Source organism: Algibacter luteus (assembly GCF_900141715.1).
GTDB lineage: Bacteria > Bacteroidota > Bacteroidia > Flavobacteriales > Flavobacteriaceae > Arenitalea > Arenitalea lutea.
Genome location: NZ_FQYK01000009.1, coordinates 1 through 21,008, shown reverse-complemented (window position 1 = coordinate 21,008; position 21,008 = coordinate 1). Strand labels below are relative to the sequence as shown.

Here is a 21,008-nt window from a genome sequence, read left to right as displayed (position 1 = left end):
TTCAAAAAATGAAAGTAACAAAAATTTGTTGTATTGGAGCCGGTTACGTTGGTGGTCCAACAATGGCAGTTATCGCCAAGAAAAACCCACACATTAAGGTTACAATAGTAGATATCAATCAAGCTAGAATAGATGCTTGGAATGATTCTGACGTATCAAAGCTGCCGATCTATGAGCCAGGTTTAGCAGAAATTGTAAAAGAAACTAGAGGTAAAAACTTGTTTTTCTCTACTGAAATAGACAAAGCTATTAATGAATCTGAAATGATTTTTATCTCTGTAAACACCCCTACCAAAACCTATGGCAAAGGCAAAGGTATGGCTGCAGATTTAAAGTATGTAGAACTTTGTGCCAGAAATATAGCTGATGTTGCAAAAACAGATAAAATAGTCGTTGAAAAATCTACTTTACCTGTTAGAACAGCTCAAGCTATTAAAAGTATTTTAGATAATACAGGTAGTGATGTTAAATTTGATATTTTATCAAATCCTGAATTTCTTGCTGAAGGTACTGCTATTCAAGATTTATTAAATCCTGATCGTGTTTTAATTGGTGGTGAATCTGAAGATGCCATTGAAAGTTTAGCAAGTGTATACGGCAGTTGGGTACCACAAGAACAAATTTTGCGAACTAACGTTTGGTCTTCCGAATTATCTAAACTTACAGCTAATGCTTTTTTAGCACAACGTATTTCTTCAATAAATGCTATTTCAGAGTTATGTGAAAAAACAGAAGCTGACGTTGACGAAGTTGCAAAAGCCATTGGTATGGACACAAGAATTGGATCTAAATTTCTTAAATCTTCGGTTGGCTTTGGCGGATCATGCTTTCAGAAAGATATATTAAATCTAGTTTACATAGCAAGAAGCTATAATTTACATGAAGTTGCAGATTATTGGGAACAAGTTATTATTCTTAACGATCATCAAAAAAGGCGGTTTGCAGATAACTTAATAAGCACACTATATAATACAGTATCAGGGAAAAAAATAGGGTTCTTAGGTTGGGCGTTCAAAAAAGACACCAACGATACTAGAGAATCTGCTGCTATATATGTTGCTGACCATTTATTAAATGAACAAGCTAATATTGCTGTTTACGACCCTAAAGTTTCCAATGAAAAAATACAATCTGATTTAAATTATTTAAATACAAGATCTGAAGAAGAAAACAGAAACTTAGTTCAAGCTACTAATGATCCTTATGAAGCTTTAAAAGACGCTCATGCTGTTGCTATTATGACAGAATGGGATGAATTTAAAACCTATGACTGGAAAAAAATATATAACGAAATGAAAAAGCCTGCATTTATATTTGATGGTAGAAACATACTTGATAAATCTGAAATGGAAAAAATAGGCTTTGAATATTCTTCAATTGGAAAATAAAATATTATGAATACAGAAAAAATAGCAATTATAGGATTGGGATATGTAGGTTTGCCACTAGCCCGATTATTTGCAACGAAATATTCAGTTGTTGGTTTTGATATTAATGAAAAGCGAATTTCGGAATTACAACAAGGAAAAGACGCTACCTTAGAAATTGAAGATGACGTTTTAAAAGCAGTTCTTAAAGACAGTGCTAATTCTAGCAATGGTTTATATTGTTCTTCAAATATTGAAGATATTAAAGATTGTAACTATTATGTGGTAACCGTTCCTACCCCTATCGATAAAAATAACAGACCAGATTTAACACCGCTATATAAATCTAGTGAAACTGTTGGTAAAGTACTGAAAAAAGGAGACATCGTCATATATGAATCAACAGTATATCCTGGTGTAACTGAAGATGAATGTGTGCCTATTTTAGAAAAAATAAGCGGGCTTAAATTCAACTCAGATTTTTTTGCAGGCTATTCTCCAGAGAGAATAAACCCTGGAGATAAAGAACACACGGTTGATAAAATTTTAAAAGTTACTGCCGGTTCTACTCCAGAGATTGGAGTACAAGTAAATAATTTATATGCTAGCGTTATCACTGCGGGTACTCATCTTGCTCCTACAATTAAAGTAGCTGAAGCAGCAAAAGTTATTGAAAATTCTCAACGTGACATTAATATTGCATTTGTTAATGAATTGGCAAAAATATTCAATTTAATGAATATTGATACTCACGCTGTTCTAGAAGCAGCCGGGACCAAATGGAACTTCCTTCCTTTTAAACCAGGTTTGGTTGGTGGGCATTGTATTGGTGTAGACCCTTATTATTTAGCTCAAAAAGCACAAGAAGTTGGATATCATCCAGAGATTATTTTAGCAGGCAGACGTGTTAATGATAGCATGGGACAATATGTTGCCAGCGAAGTGGTAAAAATGATGCTAAAAAATGATATAAAAGTAAATGGCGCAAAAATTCTGATGTTGGGGATAACATTTAAAGAAAATTGTCCAGATGTTAGAAACACTAAAATTGTTGATGTTATAAAACACTTAAAAGAATACGGCCTAGATATTACTATTTATGATCCATGGGTAAATTCTGAAGAAGTTAAACATGAATACAACCTTGAGGCTGTTAATACTGTACCTAAAGGTCCTTTTGACACCATTGTACTTGGCGTTGCTCATTCAGAATTTCTAAATGTGAACTTTGATGATTTATTAGCTACAAATGGGCTAATTTACGATGTTAAAGGTATTATTAAAGAGAGAGTTTCTGGAAGATTATAAGATAATTATTTAAATTAGAAAGATTAAATATGCTTTTCAATTCCTTTGAGTTTGTAATTTTCTTTTCTATTGTATTTTTTGTATACTATAAATCTTACAACAATTTAAAATATCAGAATGTTATTTTATTAGTTTCTAGTTATGTTTTTTATGGCTGGTGGGATTGGAGGTTTCTTTCCTTAATAATTATTAGTTCGATTAGTGATTATTTAATTGGATATGCAATAGATAAGAATAATAACAAAAAACAAAGAAAACAACTTCTTATTTTAAGCTTATTTGTAAACTTAGGTATACTTGGGTTTTTTAAGTACTATAATTTTTTCACTGAGTCTTTTACTGATTTCATTTCCATATTCGGATTTGAATCTAACCCATCCTTTCTAAATATAGTTTTGCCGGTTGGAATTAGTTTCTACACTTTCCAAACAATGAGTTATACTATAGACATTTATAGAAACAAAATGAGTGCTAATAAAAACTTATTAGAGTTTATGACGTTTGTATCTTTCTTTCCACAATTAGTTGCTGGACCTATTGAAAGAGCTTCTCATCTATTACCTCAGTTTGGTAAAAAAAGAAAATTTGATCCTTATGAATTTAAAGAGGGCATTAAACAATCTTTTTGGGGTCTGTTTAAAAAAATAGTAATTGCTGATAATTGTGCATTTTATGCTAATCAAATTTTTGAAAATTCTGATAGCTATCCTGGTAGTGTTTTAGTAGTAGGTGTTGTTTTATTTGCTTTTCAGATTTACGGAGATTTTTCAGGATATTCTGATATAGCAATAGGGATTTCAAGAATGATGGGTATAGATTTAATGCAAAACTTTAAATCACCTTATTTAGCAGAAAACATTCAAGATTTTTGGAGACGCTGGCATATTTCATTATCCACATGGTTTAGAGATTATGTTTATATTCCTTTAGGAGGCAGTAAAGTAAATTCAAGCTTTAGAAGATCATTAAATATCATTATTACTTTTGTTGTAAGCGGGTTTTGGCATGGTGCCAACTGGACTTTCATTATTTGGGGAGCGCTACACTCGCTCTTTTATTTCATTCAAACCGCATATAGTAAAAACCTAAATACTTTAAAAATTTTACCTGCGAGTTTAGTCAAAGTATTTAATATTACAGTCACTTTCATAGCAGTTACATTTGCTTGGATATTTTTTAGGGCAGAATCATTTACACATGCAATAAATTACATATCTGAAATTGGATCAAGTACAATTTTGGTAAATCCAATTAGCTACTTGAGAGATATGGGAGCATCAATTCAGCCTATTATAATTATTATTGGTTTAATATATTTAAGCGTATTTGAAATTTCTAATAGGAATGCTTCTTATTCGTTTCAAGTTGGACATTACAAAACTCCAGTTAAAACATTGATATATTGTTCTTTATTATTTTTATTAATATTTTTTAGAGCAACCAATGGTTCTGTTGATTTTATATATTTCCAATTTTAAAATATACAATTATGAAAAGTATCTTAATAAAGGCAATACCATTTTTGATTGTATTTTTTGCTATTAATTTTATTGTATATAAAACAAGCCCTTTTTATAAACAAGAAAGTAAATATTCTAATCGAATAGATTCTATAATTAGTTCAAAACCAAAAGTCGTATTTTTAGGCGATTCGCATTCAGAATCAATAAAACACTTAAACTTATCTGAAAATGTTGGAAACCTTGCCTTTGGTGCTGATGGAATTAAAGAAATGTACATAAAAACTTTAATAATGGATAAATATAATCCAGAATTAGAATATGTCTTTATTTCAACAGAACCACAAATGTTTAATAACAGCATTTCATCAAACAGTACTTTTTTAAACAAATATTTACTAAAAATAAAAGACCCTAAAAATATTTATAATAAATCAAATCTAAATCTAATAACGGAAAACATACCTTACCTAAACGATAATTATTTAAGATATTTTCTGAATAACGTATATGCCTATTTAAGAAATATTAATAAAAGTGATACTAATGGCAATACTCCAATTAATTGGTCAGAAGTCTCGAATTCTGAAAAAATAAAGATCGCATCAAATGCAGGAATCGCAGACCATAATGGAATAATGACAAATGATGAAGATTTAGAAATTTATAAAGCAATAGTAAATAAATTAAAGCTAAAAAATGTAAAAGTAATTGGCATCAGGTTTCCTGTCAATGAGCATTATTTAAATCAATGCAATAAAGAAGATTTTGATAGAGTAAATCATTTTATAAATAACTTAAATCTTGACTATAATTTAGACTATTCTCTAAAATTAAAAAACGCATTATATTTTGAAAATGAAGACCATTTAAATAAAATTGGGATGCAAAAACTATCTAAACTAATATATAGAGATACTGGCATTAAACTTAGCAAATAATTTAATTTAATAAAGCACGCATCTTATCCCAATATATTGAAATTAAATAACTAAAAATAAGGGATTTACCGTAAATATAAGGACTTAATAGAGTTGTTTTTATTAATTTACTAAAAAAAATTATTTTAGGTCTCTCTAAATTAATACAACACAATTTTAGCTTATGAATAATAAAAATGAACCTTTCATTATACACAGATACAAAAGCCTTGGATATGCTTTAAAGGGTATGTTTTTATTATTAAAAACTGAAGCTAGTATTCAAGTACAATTTTCAATAGCCATTTTACTAACAATAGCTGGGTTTTATTTTGAAATCTCGTCTTTAGAATGGATAATTCAAATTTTTGCAATTGTATTAGTGATGAGTATAGAAGCTTTAAATACTGGCTTAGAAAAAATTTGTGATTTTGTGCATGAAGATTTTGAAGCTCGTATTGGTTTTATTAAAGATATTGCAGCAGGGGCGGTCGCCATATCATCATTGGGAGCTCTGTTAATTACTTTAATATTATATATCCCTAAATTTATTTAAACACACATGAAACTACCAATAAAAAGTATCTTGATTTTAGCTTACTTTGCTAAAGACTTCGATGTCTATTTAGAACGCCTTAATTATTTTGGACTATCAGTTTCTGCGATCATATATTTAGTGTTTTTCGTTTTATTAATTTTAAGCGTTTTTATAGTTGCTCATATCAAAAATAATTATTTACGTATTATAATTGGTATTATATTCTTTTTCTGTGTAGTTGCATTCGATTCTTATCAAAGAATTATGATGGAACCCTTTGATTATAATGCGTATATAAATATGATAGATGCTGCTGGTTCTGCTGGTGAAGCTTTACAACAATACTCAAAGTCTTACTTAATTTCTATCGGGTTTGCATTGTTATTACTTATAGGGATAATTTTAAGGCCTATAAAATGGACGGTTAATAGATTATACTTAAAAGCAGTCCCTATATTTTCATTTTTGCTATTTACTTTTTTAATTTTCTATAAAGGTGGTAGTGGAGCCTTAGGCCTACCTTCTTTTTACACCCCTCTTTCCTATTCTTCGCTTGTTTTGTATGAACTAGCCCAAGATGATTTTGGAACTAGAGAAGCCATTACTATTGAACGGACAAATATTGAGATAGGGCATGATATTGTTTATATTTTGGACGAAAGTGTTGGTGCAAACTATTTAGATATAAATAATTCTAGTGGAGTAAATTCATCCTTGAATGATACTTATTCAAATCTAGATATTATAAATTATGGCTATGCTGCAGCTGCTGCAAATTGTAGTTACGCTTCCAATGTAACACTTAGATATGGAGGTACTAGAGAACACTACAAAAAAATAATTTATTGTAAACCATCCATTTGGGAATATGCACAAAATGCAGGTTTAAAAACTGTTTATATTGATGCTCAGCGGTCTGAGGGAGAATTACAAAATGGTATGACTGTTAGAGAACTAAATTATATTGATAAATTTATTCAATTTGACAACATAGGCATTCAAAATAGAGATCAAGAAACGGCTAAAGTTTTAATAGATTTGATAAATAATGACACCAACGAGTTCGTTTTTATTAATAAAATGGGAATACATTTTCCTATACACGATAAATATCCTGATGAATTTCTTAAATATAAACCAGCTTTACCTAGGGGAAATTGGTTAAATGTTAGCGATACAGGACTAAGGACAGGTTTTAATGGCACACCTGAAGAATGGGTTCAATATAGAAATTCTTACAGAAATACAATAGAATGGAATGTTGGTGAATTCTTTTCAAAAATCTTCAAAAATGCTGACTTAAATAAATCTGTAATTATTTATACTTCTGATCATGGTCAGGATCTTCACGAAAGGAAAAATCCAGGTGTCAATACTCACTGTAGTGCAAACCCAACAATTGAGGAAGGTTTGGTGCCTCTAGTGATAATTCAAGGTAAAAATTTAAAAACTTTAAATTGGAATAAATCTTTAAATGATAATAAAAACAAATCTAGTCATTATAACATTTTCCCATCGTTACTCAAAATAATGAAATATGATAGTGTTGAAGTTGCTAAAGTCTATGGAAACTCGTTAGATGTTAAAACAAATGATGAATTTACATTTAATAAATATTGGAATGCCAGACTAGGTCAAAATCCAAAATGGGAGAAGATTATTCTAGATAAAATGGTCAGTCCACCTGAAAAAGATTTTTTAAAAAAATAGAATTTCTTAAATAATAATTTAAAATGAAGAAGAAATTAAATTTTAGAAGTCATATTAAACTTCTCTATTTTTTAATTCAAAAAATCTACCCATTAAATTTTTATTTCAATCATTAAATTATGAATAAAAAGAAAATTTCATTTGTTATAGGTGCTTTAAAATCTGGTGGTTCAGAGCGTGTTATCACTAATCTTTCTAATCAACTTGTTGAAAAATATGAAGTACATATTATATGTTTAACAAAAAGCGAACCCTTCTATGAACTTAATAGTAATGTCAAGTTATTTTATTGTAAAGAGCAATATCAACCAAGTAACAGCATTTTGCAAGGAATAAAATTAAACTATGCACTTTATAAAACAATATCCAACTATTTAAAAAAAGAAAAAATAAATTTATTTATAGGCTTTATTACTAGTGCAAACATTTTGGCCATTTTGGCGTCTAGAAAGAATAATATACCATGCATAATTAGCGAACGGAATTATACAAATAAATCAAACACGCCACTTCATTGGCGAGTTTTAAGAAAATTATTATACAAAAAAGCTGAGTTTTTAGTGGTTCAAACTGAAGAAATGAAAAAGCAATTTGAACCGATTATTAATAACAACAAAATAGTCATTTTAAAAAACCCTATAGCTCCAGAACTAACTCATGCACGAGATATCAATTATAAAAAAGAAAACCTCATTTTAAACGTAGGTAGTTTAATCAACCAGAAAGCTCAAGATGTATTAATTAAAGCTTTTGCTAACATAGATAATGCCAATTGGAAATTAATAATAATTGGAAAAGGAGAAAAACAAAAAGTGTACGAAGAACTAATAAAATCATTAAATTTAGATAATAAAATTACTTTATTAGGTCAAACCAAAGATATTGCTCAATTTTATAATAAATCAAAGATTTTTGCATTTACATCCTTATTTGAAGGTTCTCCTAATGCTTTAATAGAAGCCATGCACTTTGGGCTTGCATGTGTGTCTACAGATTGCCCTACTGGGCCTTCGGAATTAATAACAGATAATCACAGCGGATATTTAATACCTATTAATGATCAAAAAAAATTAGAATTGTGTTTGAAAAAACTAATGAATGACCAAAAGTTAAGAGAAAAATTCAGTACTCATGCTATACAAAGTGTTGCATCATTAGAAGCAAAACCTGTAACATTAGAATGGATTCATTTATTTGAGAAAGTATTAAATTAAAAAGCATAAGCCCCAAAAAATGAAATTTTTAGATTTAAAAAACCTAGTATTAAACTTTTCAAAAAGTACTGTTCTAAAAAACATTCTTTTAGTTGGTGTTATAACTTTAATTGTTAAAGTTTTTGGCTTTTATAAAGAAATATTAGTAGCATCAACATTTGGGCTATCGGTTTTACTCGATACTTTTCTAATTGCAATATTAATACCATCTTTCATTCAAAATGTATTTATAAATGCACTAAAAAACATATTTATACCCAACTACATCATTGAGCAAAATAATGGCGGGAATACTAGCCAATTTCAATCTGTTATTTATATAATAACGCTATCGATATCTTCTATTTTCTTTATATTAATTTATTTTTCGAGTGATTATTTTTTAATCAAATTATTCCCAGGTCATACATTCGAATATTATGAATTAATAAATAATCAATTATTTTATCTTTTACCTTGTCTATTTTTATGGGGTATTAATTCCATTTTAAGCGGCTTACTGGAAATTGAAAACAAATATTTTCTATCATCAATATCAGGAGTTTTTAGTCCTATTTGTATAATTTTATGTTTGTTTTTTTTTAAAGATGCTTTAGGTGATATGGTACTGGCCATAAGCATGTTAATTGGTGCAATAGTTTCGTTGATATATATGATTTTTATTTCATTAAAAAACAATTTGATTTGTTTAAAAAAACCTAAACTTAATGCTAATTCTTTAGTAATGCTTAAGCAATTACCGCCAAAAGTATCATCAGGTTTGCTCAGTTCTGTGAATGACTTTGTAGATCAATTTTTTGCTGCTCAATTAACAATTGGTTCTATTGCTGCTATGAATTATGGCATAAAGGTACCCTCTCTTATTGTTTCAATTGTTATTATGGCTATGGGCAATGTATTATTACCCTATTTTTCTCGATTAATAAGTACCAACTTACTTGATGCGTATAATCAATTATTTAAAATATTGAAATTTGTGTTTTTCACCTCCCTTATAATCTCAGTTATCATAATCATTTTTTCAAATGAAATTACTTCAATCTTATTCGAAAGAAATCAATTTGATTCTGATGATGTTTTAATTGTTTCCGACTTACAAAAATTAGCGTTCATCTATATTCCTTTTCTACTTTGCACATTAATATTGGTAAGATTCCTAACCAGTATTAACAAAAATAAGTTTATGGCTTGGGTAGCGTTTTTTAGCTTAGTGGCTAATATTATACTTAACTCTATTTTAATCGAAAAATATGAAATTTATGGTTTAATGTTAGCAACCATAATCATCCATATTTTTAGTTTTATTTTTTATGTTTATTTCACACATAAACAATATCGTTTTGCTAAATTATATACAAATTAAATAATCATGAAAAACATTTTGAATGTAAATGAATACTATAAATAATGCACTTATATTTGTATTTAGGTCTAATCATAAAGGTTTTCCTAATGCCTTAGCAGAAGCGCTATGTACTGGAACACCTTGTATTTTAACAAATTACCCTCATGGCCTATCAGAATTTATTGAACATGACACAAATGGGGTGTTAATAATGAAACAAAAAATATTTAGCAAAAAATTCTTTAAATTAATCTAAAAATTAAACATTTAAAAAGTAAAATTTAATGGATCATATATTTATATAAACTTATCTAATAATTATTAAAAAATATATTTGAATTGAAAATATTAAAATATACAATATTAGCTTTAATAGTACTAAATTTACCAACGGCCATGTTGTTTTGGGTAAGTGAAGGTTTAGGAAGTGCTACAAGTCATTTAGTTTATGCACTTTTACTATTATATCCTATTTTAAGAAAAGAAGGTGGTAGTACAAATAAAATAATGCTCTTGTTGGGAATAAGTTACTTTATTATTTCTGCTTTAGACTTTGAGTATGGACCAATTGAAACAAAATATTATTTTTTTGATCTTATTAAATACATTATTTTTATAATAGGTGGTTCTAGACTTGTTGAAGATACAAACAAATTTGAGCTCGTTATTTTTTTATTATTAGGAACAATAAGCATTATAATACACGCACTGTTTTATTCAGATAATTTTGGTAGATATAGCGGATTTTATATGAATCCAAATGCAGCTGGATTTATAGCAATTACTGGTTATGCTTTAACTTACAGTCTTAATAACAAATTTTTTAAAACTCTAACACAAATAATTTTTACAATTGGAGGCATAATAACATTCTCGAGAACTTTTATTATTATTTGGATTCTTGTAAATATTTTATCGATAAGAATAAGTATTAAAAATGTTAAAATTTTAGCTGCAGGCGCAGCAGTATTTATTGCCTTAATAACATTTGGGGAGATTTTTAAGTTAAACACAATTCGACTAAAACAATTTAGTTCTATTTTAAATAACGAAGAAGGAGCGGTTACTGAAGCCAATGATGACTCCAGAACTGAAACATGGGCACTTTTTTATGAGGACGTTCTTGATAAACCATTTTTAGGAAATGGTTATTTAGCTTTATCTGGCCACGGCCTTCATAATCAAGGGGCTCATAATTCTTTTCTTATGATACTTGGGGAAGCTGGAATTGTACCATTTATGCTTTTAACTGGAATATATTTTTATTTTTTATTTAGTGGATTAATGTTATTTGATTCCGCACCTCACATACTAATGCAGGCTATATCAATTTTTCTTTTTCTTTTAACTTTTCATAATTACTTTGTTACATTCTATGTACTAATATTTACGTTATGGATGTTTCATGAAATAAATATCAAAAAAAAACATGTATGAAAAATATAATTAGTAGAATAAAGACATTATACATAATGAAATTTAAACCTAATATAGATTTTCTTAGACACATAGGTGTTAAAGTAGGTGAGAATTGTAGAATATACACTAGAGACTTTGGAAAAGAACCATGGCTTGTAACGATTGGCAATAAAGTAACGATAACATCTGGTTGCAAATTTATTACACATGACGGTTCTACGTGGTTAATTGAAGACGAGAAAGGAAGAAGGTATTTATATAAACGGGTTAAAATCGGTAATAATGTATTCATAGGAATGAATTCAATTATTTTACCAGGTGTGAATATTGCAGATAATGTTGTAATTGCTGCGGGAAGTGTAGTAACCAAATCAATACCTTCTGGAAAAATTGTAGGTGGAAATCCGGCAAAAATTATTGGAAACTTTAAAGATTATGAAGATAAAGTTTTGCGGAATTATATTTCTCATGAAGAAATGAATTTTGATTTATCATATAAAGAAAGAATTAATAAGGTCTTAGACAAGACTTATAAAAAAGAACTCAATTAATGTGCGGTATTTATTTAACAAACATTCCAACAATAAGTGATTCAGAAGTTTCGGAAAAACTAAAATCTATAAACTTTAGAGGTCCAGATAATTTAGGTTTCTTAGAGAAGGATAGCTTAAAATTAGGACATTTACGATTATCAATTTTAGATTTGGATTCTAGATCCAATCAACCCATGCAATATGATGATCTTTATATTACTTACAATGGAGAGATTTATAATTATAAAAAAATAAAAGAGGAACTTCAAGAATTAGGTTATAAATTTAATACAACTAGCGATACTGAAGTATTACTGATTGGTTATAAACACTGGGGAACAGATTTACTTGATAAGATTAATGGTATGTTTGCCTTTTGTATTTATAATTTTAATACTCAAAAAATATTTTGTGCTCGTGATAGACTTGGAGTAAAACCTTTTTATTATTATTGGGAAAATGGGAATTTAGAAATATGTAGTCAATTGAGACCTTTGGCGACAGGTAAGAAGATAAATAAAGAAGCCATTTCAATATTTTTAGATACCGGATATATTCCTAGCCCTTATTCTGCTTTAGAAAATGTCATGAAATTACCTCCCGGTAATTATATGGAAATCGATCTAAATTTAAAAACACTTCATGTTAAAGAATATTGGAATTTAAAAAAAGTAAAAAAAACCAATATGTCCTATGAAGATGCTAAAAATGAAGTTCATGAATTAATTAAGGATGCTGTTAAGATTAGATTACAATCAGATGTGCCTATTGGTTCATTTTTATCCGGCGGAATAGATTCAGCTTTAGTTTCAAGTATCGCTTCTAAAACTTTAGATGAACCTTTAAACACATTTTCAATAGGATTCAAAGATCCTGAATATGACGAAAGCAAAGTTGCAGAACAGTATGCTAAAATCATTAAATCAAATCATAATACAACCATTTGTAATCCGGATGATATTTTAAAATTACTTCCAAAATTAATAGAAGTTTATGATGAGCCGTTTGCAGATAATTCTGCATTACCCTCTTTACTAATTAGTTCTATCGCAAAAGAACATATTACCGTAGTTTTATCTGGGGATGGTGGAGATGAAAGTTTTATTGGCTATAATTATTTTGTATGGTTGAAAAATTTTGTATGGATATTTAATTTCCCAAAGTGGATGAGGAAGCTTGCTTCCCACCCTACTCTACTAAAAATTGCAGGAAAAAACTCTTCAGCATCAATTGATGCCTTAAATACTGATTCAAAAAATGATCTTTTAATTAAAATGTTTACTGGGTTTAACTCGATACAACTAAAAAGAAATTTTGCTTGGGTAAAACACTATGAAGGATTTAAAACTTGGTCTAAAGATTTAATGCAAAATGCAGCCGATTTAAACATTAAACTTTGGTTGGAAAATGATAGTAATGTCAAAGTAGATAGAGCAAGTATGGCGTATTCTTTGGAAATCAGAAGCCCTTTTTTGGACTATAGAATAATTGAACTTGCTAGAACATTACCTATTAACTATAGGTATCGTAAAGGAATTCGTAAAAAAATTCTAAAAGATATTTTATCTGAGTATATTCCAGAATCAATTTTTGATCAACCTAAAAGAGGCTTCTCTATTCCTCTGCATGATTGGATAAGAACTGATTTAAAAGATGAAATTATTGAAACTCTAAATGATGAATTTTTAAATAAAGTTCCGAACCTAAACATTATTAAATTTAAAGAACAATTAAATTACCATTTAGAAAATAAACAAGACCATACAGCTAATATTTGGAAATTATTTATTCTCGGAAAATGGTATAGAGAGTTTAATTTTTAATTAAAAAATAAAATTTTGACAAAAAAATAGAATTTGTTCTGACTTCTATAATGGTACTTGTTGCAAATTTCATTTAGTTTTATTTTCGAGAAGAACTATTAACTTAACAATATTAAATAGTTTTTGATTTATAATAACTAACTAACTAAACGCCTTAATATTAATAAAATGATTAATTCTAAAAAGACATACAAAGCGTATTTGAAATCTGATGGTATTGCTCTTGGATTGGATGTTAGTAGTTTTAAGTTTAAATTAATAAACACTTTCTTTCCCAATTATATATGGTCATTTCAAAAAACATTGAGACGACTAGAATATTATAACAATTGTAAAAACAAAGGTTTAAATAAATTATATTTTTATTATTTAAAATATAAGTTTAGAAAAATATCATTAAAATTAGGTTTTTCAATTCCTATAAATGTCTTTGGCCCAGGTTTATCAATAGTCCACTATGGCACAATTGTTATTAATAGTGCCTCTAAAATTGGTAAAAATTGCAGAATCCATGCCTGTACAAATATTGGAGCATCTGGTGGGAAACCAGAAGCACCACAAATTGGAGACAATGTTTATATTGGTCCAGGAGCAAAAATATATGGAAATATTAAAATTGGAAATAATATAGCTATTAGCGCAAATGCTGTAGTAAATAAGTCATTCGAAGAAGACGGTATTTTATTAGCAGGAAACCCCGCGGAAAAAATTAAAAAAATTGATATAAAGAGACTTATTAAGCATATTTAATTTGAAATTCAATTGTTTATTCTATGAAAAAGAAAATACTTTTTGTTTTACCAACTCTAACTGCAGGAGGAGCAGAACGTGTTATTTCATTTATTTCTCAAAACATAAATAAAAAGAAATATGACGCTAAATTATTAGTCACAGGACATAAAAAAGACGCTGCGTACGAAATAGAAAATATAGAAGTAAAATTTTTAGAAAAAAGAAGAGTCCTAAATGCGGTTCCAAACATATTTTGGTATTTAATAAAACAAAGACCTAATGTTGTTCTTAGCTCTATTGGTCATTTAAATATAGTTATGGGACTTATGTCTCCACTTATTTTTAAAACTAAATTTATTATAAGAGAGGCAAGTGTTATTTCATTAATGGGTAAAATACATAATGAATCAACTACGAATAAAACATTCAATATTTATTCGTTTTTATCTCGAAGAAGTTTTAGAATGGTAGACAAGATTATTTGTCAATCAAAAGATATGGCAGATGATTTTACAAATATTTACAATGTTAAAAAGCAAAATGTTGTAATCATAAATAATCCCATAACTAATTTTCATCCTCTAAAAGAAACAAATACAGACTCTTCAAAAGCTGCTAAATTTATTACAGTAGGTAGGTTAAGTAAAGAAAAAGGACAATTACGCGTTATAGAATTACTTTCTAAATTGAAATTCCCATTTCACTATACCATTATTGGAGATGGTCCGTTAAAAGACACTATTTTTGAAGCTATCAAATTAAACCATCTAGAGGATCGATTTACTTATATCCCATTTACTAATGAAGTCTCGAAACATATCGCTGCAAACGATATGTTTTTACAAGGATCATACGTAGAAGGTTTTCCTAATACAGTTTTAGAAAGTTGTTTTGTTGGCACACCAGTTTTAGCATTTAACGTGCCTGGTGGTACTAAAGAAATTATTCAGCATCAAGTTAACGGGTATTTAGTTGAAAACAAAGAAGAATATTTTTACTATTTAAACAATAGATTACCTTTGAAACCTCAAAAAGTAAGAGCTTCTGTAGAAACAAAGTTTGATAAAAAGACTATTATTAAACAATACGAATCATTATTTGAACAATTATGACTAAGGATCAACCAATAAGAATTTTACAAGTTTTAACAATAATGAATCTTGGTGGTGCAGAAACTATGATAATGAATTATTATAGACATGTAGACAGAACTAAAGTTCAATTTGATTTTTTACTACATAGACAGGAAAGAGGTTTTTTTGATGATGAAATAGAATCTCTAGGTGGAAAAATTTATAGAATGCCAGCCATTTCACCAAAAAATTATTTTTCATACAAAAAGCAGTTACATGTATTTTTTGACGAACATCCAGAATATAAAATAGTCCATTCACACTTAAATGCTTTAAGCAGCATCATTCTAGGTGTTGCAAAAAAGAAAAATATCCCCGTTAGAATTGCTCACAGCCATTTGGCAGTAGAAGCTGGTGTACTTAGAAAAATATTTAAGAAAAATACGGATATAAAAGCAACTGTAAAAGATTCTATACAATCATTGGTTCGAGGAAAAGTTGCTAAAGTAGCCACTCACTTTTTTGCATGTGGAGAAAAAGCTGGTGAATGGCTTTTTGGACAAAAAAACAAAGATAAAGTCACTATTATTAACAATGCAATTAATGCCTCATTGTTTACTTATAATGCCTCAAAATCACAGAAAATAAAAGAAGATTTTAGTTTGCTAAATAAAAAGGTAATTGGTCATGTTGGACGATTTAGTGAACAAAAAAATCACTTTTTCTTGATTAAAATATTCAATGAAATTTATAAAAAAGATAATAATTGTGTGTTACTTCTTATTGGAAATGGAACCTTAGAAAATAAAATAAAAGCAGAAGCAAAACGATTAAATATTGACAAAAGTATACGCTTTCTAGGTTTAAGAGACAATATTCCTGAGCTTTTACAAGGCTTTGATTTATTTTTATTTCCATCGTTATATGAAGGTTTACCTGTAACATTAATAGAAGCACAAGCTTCTGGACTCAAAGCGATTACTTCGACTACAGTTACAAAGGAAGCAAACATAACAGGTCTTGTAACATACTTAGACTTAGAAAAATCAGAACTAGATTGGGCGGAAAGTGTTTTGTCTCATATTGATTATAATAGAAAAGACACCCTAAATCAAATAAAAAAAGGTGGTTATGACATTTTTGAAAATGCAAAAAACTTACAAACCTTTTATCTAAATAAAAATTAGAATGTGCGGAATTAACGGATACATAAAGTTTAGTCACGAAAACGACGAGCAGCTAAAAGCTGATATGAATAAAATGAATACCTTAATCTTTCATCGAGGACCTGATGAAGATGGTATATTTGCTGAATCGAACAAATCTCACTCTATTGCTATGGCAATGAGACGATTATCAATTATAGATTTAAGTTCTGGGAAACAACCCATTTATTCGGATGATAAAAGCATTGTTATTGTTTTCAATGGTGAAATTTATAATTACAGAGTATTAAAATCGAAGTTAATGAATGAGGGTGTCACTTTTTCAACAACAAGTGATACAGAAGTGATTTTAAAACTCTATGAAAAATATGGTCCATCTTCTTTTAAAGATCTTGATGGCATGTTTGGTTTTAGTATATATGATAAAAATATTAATAGGGTATTTATTGCACGAGACTTTTTCGGTGAAAAACCACTGTATTACTATAAGTCAGAGGATCAATTTATATGGGCTTCAGAATTGAAATCAATAGTTAGCATAACTGATAATAAACCACAAATATCGAAAGAAGGTTTAAATTTATACTTTAGATTAACTTACATTCCAGCTCCACACACTATCTACCAAGGTATAAAAAAATTAGAGGCTAATCATTATATCGAATTTGATATTAAAGACCAAAGTCATTCTATAAAAAAAATTAATCAAGACCATATTGATGACAAAATCAATATTTCATTTGATGATGCTAGAAAAGAAGTGAAAAACTTAGTTTATGATAGTGTACAGTCCAGATCTATTTCTGATGTTCCAATAGGGACCTTTTTGTCTGGAGGAGTAGATTCTTCTGTTGTTTCTTTATGCCTATCTCAAGGTGTTGAAAATAAAATAGATACGTTTTCAATAGGATTTAAAAATGAAGGTTATGATGAGTCTGATAAATCAAGATTAGTTGCAAAACTAATTAATAGCAATCATCATGAGTTTATCATTGATGAAAGCGATTTAAAACATAACATTCACGAAATTGTTTTGAATTTTGATGAACCTTTCGCAGACTCTTCTGCCCTACCTACTTTTCTGGTATCTAAAAAAACTAGCTCAAATGTTAAAGTTGCACTTACAGGTGATGGCGGAGATGAAGTTTTTGGAGGCTATAATAAGCATTATATGGGTAAAATTAATAGAACCTACACATCTTACGTCCCAAAAATAGCTCATAATGTCTTTTTAAAAATGTCAGACTCCATATTAAGAACTAGCAGTGATAATAGAGGAAAAAGATATAAATTAAAAAGACTCTTGAATAGCGTTGACTATAACGGTGAATTTTATTGGGATATTATTTCTTTAGCAAATACAAGTAATGAGGTTTCAGAAATTATTAACCCTCATTGGCACTTACCAAATATTTTTAGCGTCTATCAAAAGCAATTCGGTCTTGAAAAACCTAAGACTTTAAGCGATTTTAGAGAAATTGACAGACACATTAGCTTAGAAGGAGATTTATTAGTTAAAGTAGATAGAACTAGTATGTTAAATTCCTTAGAATGTAGAGCACCCTTTTTAAATAAAAAAATTTGGGATTACACGCATACACTACCTGATAGTTTTTTAATAAAAGGATGGGACAAAAAACATATCTTAAAAGAAGCTTTTAAAGATCAATTTCCAGATCATTTTTTAGATAAACCAAAAAGCGGATTTGGTGTTCCTGTTGGTGACTGGCTAAGAACAATTTTAAAAGATGAACTTGAATCATTTATTGATAGAAAAAAGTTAAATAAACAACATATTTTTAAAACAGACGACATTATAAAATTGGTTAAAAATCATTTATCGAACACTAAGGATAATACATTTAAAGTCTGGTCTTTTTACTGTTTTCAAAAATGGTATTATAATACATACGTAACAAATGAATAACGAAAAGAAAAAAATAGTAAGAATAACAACGGTCCCTTCTTCTATTTGGGGCCTGCTCAACGGGCAACTAAAATTTATGTCTCAGCATTACGACATTCTTGCAGTATCATCAAAAGGAGAGAACAACTTTCTAGAAAAAATTGGGAAAGACCAAGGTATTCGGGTTCACGATGTTGAAATGACAAGAACAATTTCACCTATTAAAGATTTAAAATCAGTTTATCTATTATATAAATTATTAAAAAAAGAAAAGCCTTTTATAGTGCACTCTCATACACCAAAAGCTGGAACTGTTGGTATGATTGCTGCAAGATTAGCAAATGTTCCTCATAGATTACATACTATAGCGGGTTTACCACTACTTGAGGCAACAGGATTTAAGCGATTTATTTTAGACCTTGTAGAAAAAATAACTTATTCGTGTGCTACCAAAATTTACCCTAACTCCCATGGTTTAAAAGATATTATTTTAGAAAGCCGATTTACTACCGAAAATAAATTGAAAGTTATTGCGAACGGGAGTTCAAACGGGATTGATACAGAACATTTTAATCCAGAACTTTTTGATGAAATTAGTAATTCAAAAATTAGGAAAGAACTAGGTTTTAGTAATGAAGATTTTGTTTATGTTTTTGCAGGAAGAATGGTAAAGGATAAAGGAATAAATGAACTCATTAAAGCATTTGAAAAAATTAATAATGAATTCAAAAACACAAAATTATTACTTATGGGTGATTATGAGAGAGGTTTAGATCCGTTACTCCCTGAAACCGAAAACATTATAAATATAAATAAGAATATTAAATTCACTGGTTATATAGAAGATATTAGACCGTATTTTTCAGCATCTGATGTACTTGCATTTCCAACGTATCGAGAAGGGTTTCCAAATGTAGTAATGCAGGCTTGTGCAATGAGTTTGGCTTCAATTGTTACAAATATAAACGGTTGTAATGAAATTGTAGAGCATGATAAAAATGGTATTATAATTCCTCCAAAGGATGAACAAGCATTGTACGAAGCTATGAAATTTATGCTAACACATCCCGAAAAATTAAAAAGTATAGCCGAGGTTACTAGATCTAAAATTATAGATAATTACGAACAAAAAGTCGTTTGGAAAGCCTTATTAGAAGAATATAATCAATTAGCATAAATAACATTTTAATAATTTTTATGTCCTTCATATTTGTTCATTAGTTGGGTAATTGAAAAAAATTACGATTTATAAATTAATGGATTCTTTGGCATCTATCATTTTTAATCTTCTATCTATTTAAAATTGATAGTATATTATTTCCAGTAATATAAAATCTTAAAATTGAATTCAATAGAAGTCACATCTGTTATCCAAATTGATTTAAAAGTTCAGAAATTGATCTTCTTTTTTTTTGTTTAAACTTAATATGAGCTATTCACGTTATATAATTCTTACTCAAAGGAAATTGCTATTTCCCATAATGAATTGGGTAAGATATTAGAGCCTCATATAATTTAGGCTCGTATATAAAATTAAAAGAAAACCTAAATATTAATTGTACTAAATCAAAAGAGCTGAATAAAATTCAGCTCTTTTGTATAATATATGAAATTAAAATATTTAGTATTTAATTAATGATTTGAAAATGCTATTTCCATCATTCATGCTTGAAATTTTTAATAAATAAGTAGCGCGTTCCAGATTATTTAAATCAATTAAATTAATTGTTTTATTCGTACTTAAATATTTTTGACTGTAGACTAATCTACCACTTATGTCAAATATTTTAATATTAAATTCATTATTATTTAAACTTAGCGGTAGTTTTATAGTAATTGTATCATCAAATGGATTAGGATATAATTTAATATACTTTTCTAATTTCATTAATTGATTATCTCCTAAGGTTCTTTCCACTGTTTCTTGAGAACTAAGTGAAACAATTGAGGCTGCACCATTATCCGAAGTTTCTGGATTACAATCATCATCAATCCCGTTACCTACTATTTCTGTTGCTCCAGGATTGACATTTGCATCTGTATCATCACAATCATTCGCTATATCAAATCCATCCCCGTCTAAATCATCATCTAAAGTTAATGGATCACAATCGTCGTCTACACCATTGTATGGCACTTCTGTGGCGCCTGGATTTATTGCTGAATTATTATCATCACAGTCTGCCGCATTTAAATTGATATCTCCTCCTGACCAATCATCCATGGCATAACCTTCAACCATAATACCTGGATTACCCGAAGTATTAGCGCCAGAAGGATTATTAATGGAGTGTGCCAAAGTACCATTTATAAATACCTTGTAAGTCGTTCCAAGAACTTCTCCTCGTATGACGTCACCTTCTACTACTGGATAAGTAATAAGACCTTTACCAGATCTTGTACCATTTTTCACAACTAACAATTGTATATAACTGCCACTACACTGCCAGACTACACTCGATGTTGGATTACATCTAAGCGCTACACCAGACCA

Annotated in this window: 18 protein-coding genes; 17 read left to right on the top strand and 1 reads right to left on the bottom strand. The window is 28.8% G+C overall.

What is annotated here, in order from left to right; genetic code table 11:
* Positions 1–8: 8 nt before the first annotated feature.
* From BUA46_RS13655 to BUA46_RS13575, 17 genes are all read left to right on the top strand, one after another.
* Positions 9–1,388, top strand: coding sequence for a nucleotide sugar dehydrogenase (locus tag BUA46_RS13655; protein WP_026010147.1), 1,380 nt, complete (start codon positions 9–11; stop codon positions 1,386–1,388).
* A gap of 6 nt (positions 1,389–1,394) precedes the next feature.
* A complete protein-coding gene (locus tag BUA46_RS13650) occupies positions 1,395–2,675 on the top strand; it encodes a nucleotide sugar dehydrogenase (protein WP_019388656.1) in 1,281 nt (426 codons plus the stop codon).
* Between the two features lie 29 nt (positions 2,676–2,704).
* On the top strand, positions 2,705–4,153 hold the full coding sequence (locus tag BUA46_RS13645) for an MBOAT family O-acyltransferase (RefSeq protein ID WP_019388657.1): 1,449 nt from the start codon (positions 2,705–2,707) through the stop codon (positions 4,151–4,153).
* Positions 4,154–4,164: 11 nt separating this feature from the next.
* Positions 4,165–5,076, top strand: coding sequence for a hypothetical protein (locus BUA46_RS13640; RefSeq protein WP_019388658.1), 912 nt, complete (start codon positions 4,165–4,167; stop codon positions 5,074–5,076).
* Between the two features lie 163 nt (positions 5,077–5,239).
* A complete protein-coding gene (locus BUA46_RS13635) occupies positions 5,240–5,611 on the top strand; it encodes a diacylglycerol kinase (protein WP_019388659.1) in 372 nt (123 codons plus the stop codon).
* Positions 5,612–5,617: 6 nt separating this feature from the next.
* Positions 5,618–7,303 (top strand): sulfatase-like hydrolase/transferase, encoded by a 1,686-nt coding sequence (locus BUA46_RS13630; protein ID WP_019388660.1) that lies wholly within the window; start codon positions 5,618–5,620, stop codon positions 7,301–7,303.
* 119 nt (positions 7,304–7,422) lie between these two features.
* Positions 7,423–8,517, top strand: a complete 1,095-nt coding sequence (locus BUA46_RS13625; RefSeq protein ID WP_019388661.1) for a glycosyltransferase — start codon at positions 7,423–7,425, stop codon at positions 8,515–8,517.
* Between the two features lie 19 nt (positions 8,518–8,536).
* Positions 8,537–9,880: a murein biosynthesis integral membrane protein MurJ gene (gene murJ / locus BUA46_RS13620; protein ID WP_019388662.1), complete on the top strand. Its 1,344-nt coding sequence runs from the start codon at positions 8,537–8,539 to the stop codon at positions 9,878–9,880.
* A gap of 28 nt (positions 9,881–9,908) precedes the next feature.
* Positions 9,909–10,118, top strand: a complete 210-nt coding sequence (locus tag BUA46_RS15340) for a glycosyltransferase (RefSeq protein ID WP_019388663.1) — start codon at positions 9,909–9,911, stop codon at positions 10,116–10,118.
* 83 nt (positions 10,119–10,201) lie between these two features.
* Positions 10,202–11,299 (top strand): O-antigen ligase family protein, encoded by a 1,098-nt coding sequence (locus BUA46_RS13610; protein ID WP_019388664.1) that lies wholly within the window; start codon positions 10,202–10,204, stop codon positions 11,297–11,299.
* A 35-nt stretch (positions 11,300–11,334) separates the two neighbouring features.
* Positions 11,335–11,832, top strand: a complete 498-nt coding sequence (locus BUA46_RS15305) for an acyltransferase (RefSeq protein ID WP_019388665.1) — start codon at positions 11,335–11,337, stop codon at positions 11,830–11,832.
* The gene (gene asnB / locus BUA46_RS13600; protein ID WP_019388666.1) at positions 11,832–13,637 is read left to right on the top strand and encodes an asparagine synthase (glutamine-hydrolyzing); all 1,806 of its coding nucleotides are present in this window, start codon (positions 11,832–11,834) and stop codon (positions 13,635–13,637) included. The genes BUA46_RS15305 and asnB (BUA46_RS13600) overlap by 1 nt, the downstream gene beginning before the upstream one ends.
* A gap of 168 nt (positions 13,638–13,805) precedes the next feature.
* The gene (locus tag BUA46_RS13595) at positions 13,806–14,387 is read left to right on the top strand and encodes a serine O-acetyltransferase (protein WP_072794759.1); all 582 of its coding nucleotides are present in this window, start codon (positions 13,806–13,808) and stop codon (positions 14,385–14,387) included.
* 23 nt (positions 14,388–14,410) lie between these two features.
* Positions 14,411–15,481: a glycosyltransferase gene (locus BUA46_RS13590; RefSeq protein WP_019388879.1), complete on the top strand. Its 1,071-nt coding sequence runs from the start codon at positions 14,411–14,413 to the stop codon at positions 15,479–15,481.
* A complete protein-coding gene (locus BUA46_RS13585) occupies positions 15,478–16,629 on the top strand; it encodes a glycosyltransferase family 1 protein (RefSeq protein WP_019388880.1) in 1,152 nt (383 codons plus the stop codon). The genes BUA46_RS13590 and BUA46_RS13585 overlap by 4 nt, the downstream gene beginning before the upstream one ends.
* Before the next feature lies 1 nt (position 16,630).
* Positions 16,631–18,535, top strand: coding sequence for an asparagine synthase (glutamine-hydrolyzing) (gene asnB, locus BUA46_RS13580; RefSeq protein ID WP_019388881.1), 1,905 nt, complete (start codon positions 16,631–16,633; stop codon positions 18,533–18,535).
* The gene (locus tag BUA46_RS13575) at positions 18,528–19,691 is read left to right on the top strand and encodes a glycosyltransferase family 4 protein (protein WP_019388882.1); all 1,164 of its coding nucleotides are present in this window, start codon (positions 18,528–18,530) and stop codon (positions 19,689–19,691) included. Before asnB (BUA46_RS13580) ends, BUA46_RS13575 begins: the two co-directional genes overlap by 8 nt.
* Positions 19,692–20,135: 444 nt before the next feature.
* Here the strand turns inward: BUA46_RS13575 and BUA46_RS13570 are convergent.
* Positions 20,136–21,008: T9SS type A sorting domain-containing protein (locus BUA46_RS13570; RefSeq protein WP_143148145.1), on the bottom strand; the 873-nt coding region annotated here is incomplete at its 5' end.

Coding starts and splice junctions, on each gene's coding strand:
- BUA46_RS13655 (WP_026010147.1), top strand. CDS start 9: ATGAAAGTAACAAAAATTTGTTGTATTGGAGCCGGTTACGTTGGTGGT.
- BUA46_RS13650 (WP_019388656.1), top strand. CDS start 1,395: ATGAATACAGAAAAAATAGCAATTATAGGATTGGGATATGTAGGTTTG.
- BUA46_RS13645 (WP_019388657.1), top strand. CDS start 2,705: ATGCTTTTCAATTCCTTTGAGTTTGTAATTTTCTTTTCTATTGTATTT.
- BUA46_RS13640 (WP_019388658.1), top strand. CDS start 4,165: ATGAAAAGTATCTTAATAAAGGCAATACCATTTTTGATTGTATTTTTT.
- BUA46_RS13635 (WP_019388659.1), top strand. CDS start 5,240: ATGAATAATAAAAATGAACCTTTCATTATACACAGATACAAAAGCCTT.
- BUA46_RS13630 (WP_019388660.1), top strand. CDS start 5,618: ATGAAACTACCAATAAAAAGTATCTTGATTTTAGCTTACTTTGCTAAA.
- BUA46_RS13625 (WP_019388661.1), top strand. CDS start 7,423: ATGAATAAAAAGAAAATTTCATTTGTTATAGGTGCTTTAAAATCTGGT.
- murJ (WP_019388662.1), top strand. CDS start 8,537: ATGAAATTTTTAGATTTAAAAAACCTAGTATTAAACTTTTCAAAAAGT.
- BUA46_RS15340 (WP_019388663.1), top strand. CDS start 9,909: ATGAATACTATAAATAATGCACTTATATTTGTATTTAGGTCTAATCAT.
- BUA46_RS15305 (WP_019388665.1), top strand. CDS start 11,335: ATGAAATTTAAACCTAATATAGATTTTCTTAGACACATAGGTGTTAAA.
- asnB (WP_019388666.1), top strand. CDS start 11,832: ATGTGCGGTATTTATTTAACAAACATTCCAACAATAAGTGATTCAGAA.
- BUA46_RS13595 (WP_072794759.1), top strand. CDS start 13,806: ATGATTAATTCTAAAAAGACATACAAAGCGTATTTGAAATCTGATGGT.
- BUA46_RS13590 (WP_019388879.1), top strand. CDS start 14,411: ATGAAAAAGAAAATACTTTTTGTTTTACCAACTCTAACTGCAGGAGGA.
- BUA46_RS13585 (WP_019388880.1), top strand. CDS start 15,478: ATGACTAAGGATCAACCAATAAGAATTTTACAAGTTTTAACAATAATG.
- asnB (WP_019388881.1), top strand. CDS start 16,631: ATGTGCGGAATTAACGGATACATAAAGTTTAGTCACGAAAACGACGAG.
- BUA46_RS13575 (WP_019388882.1), top strand. CDS start 18,528: ATGAATAACGAAAAGAAAAAAATAGTAAGAATAACAACGGTCCCTTCT.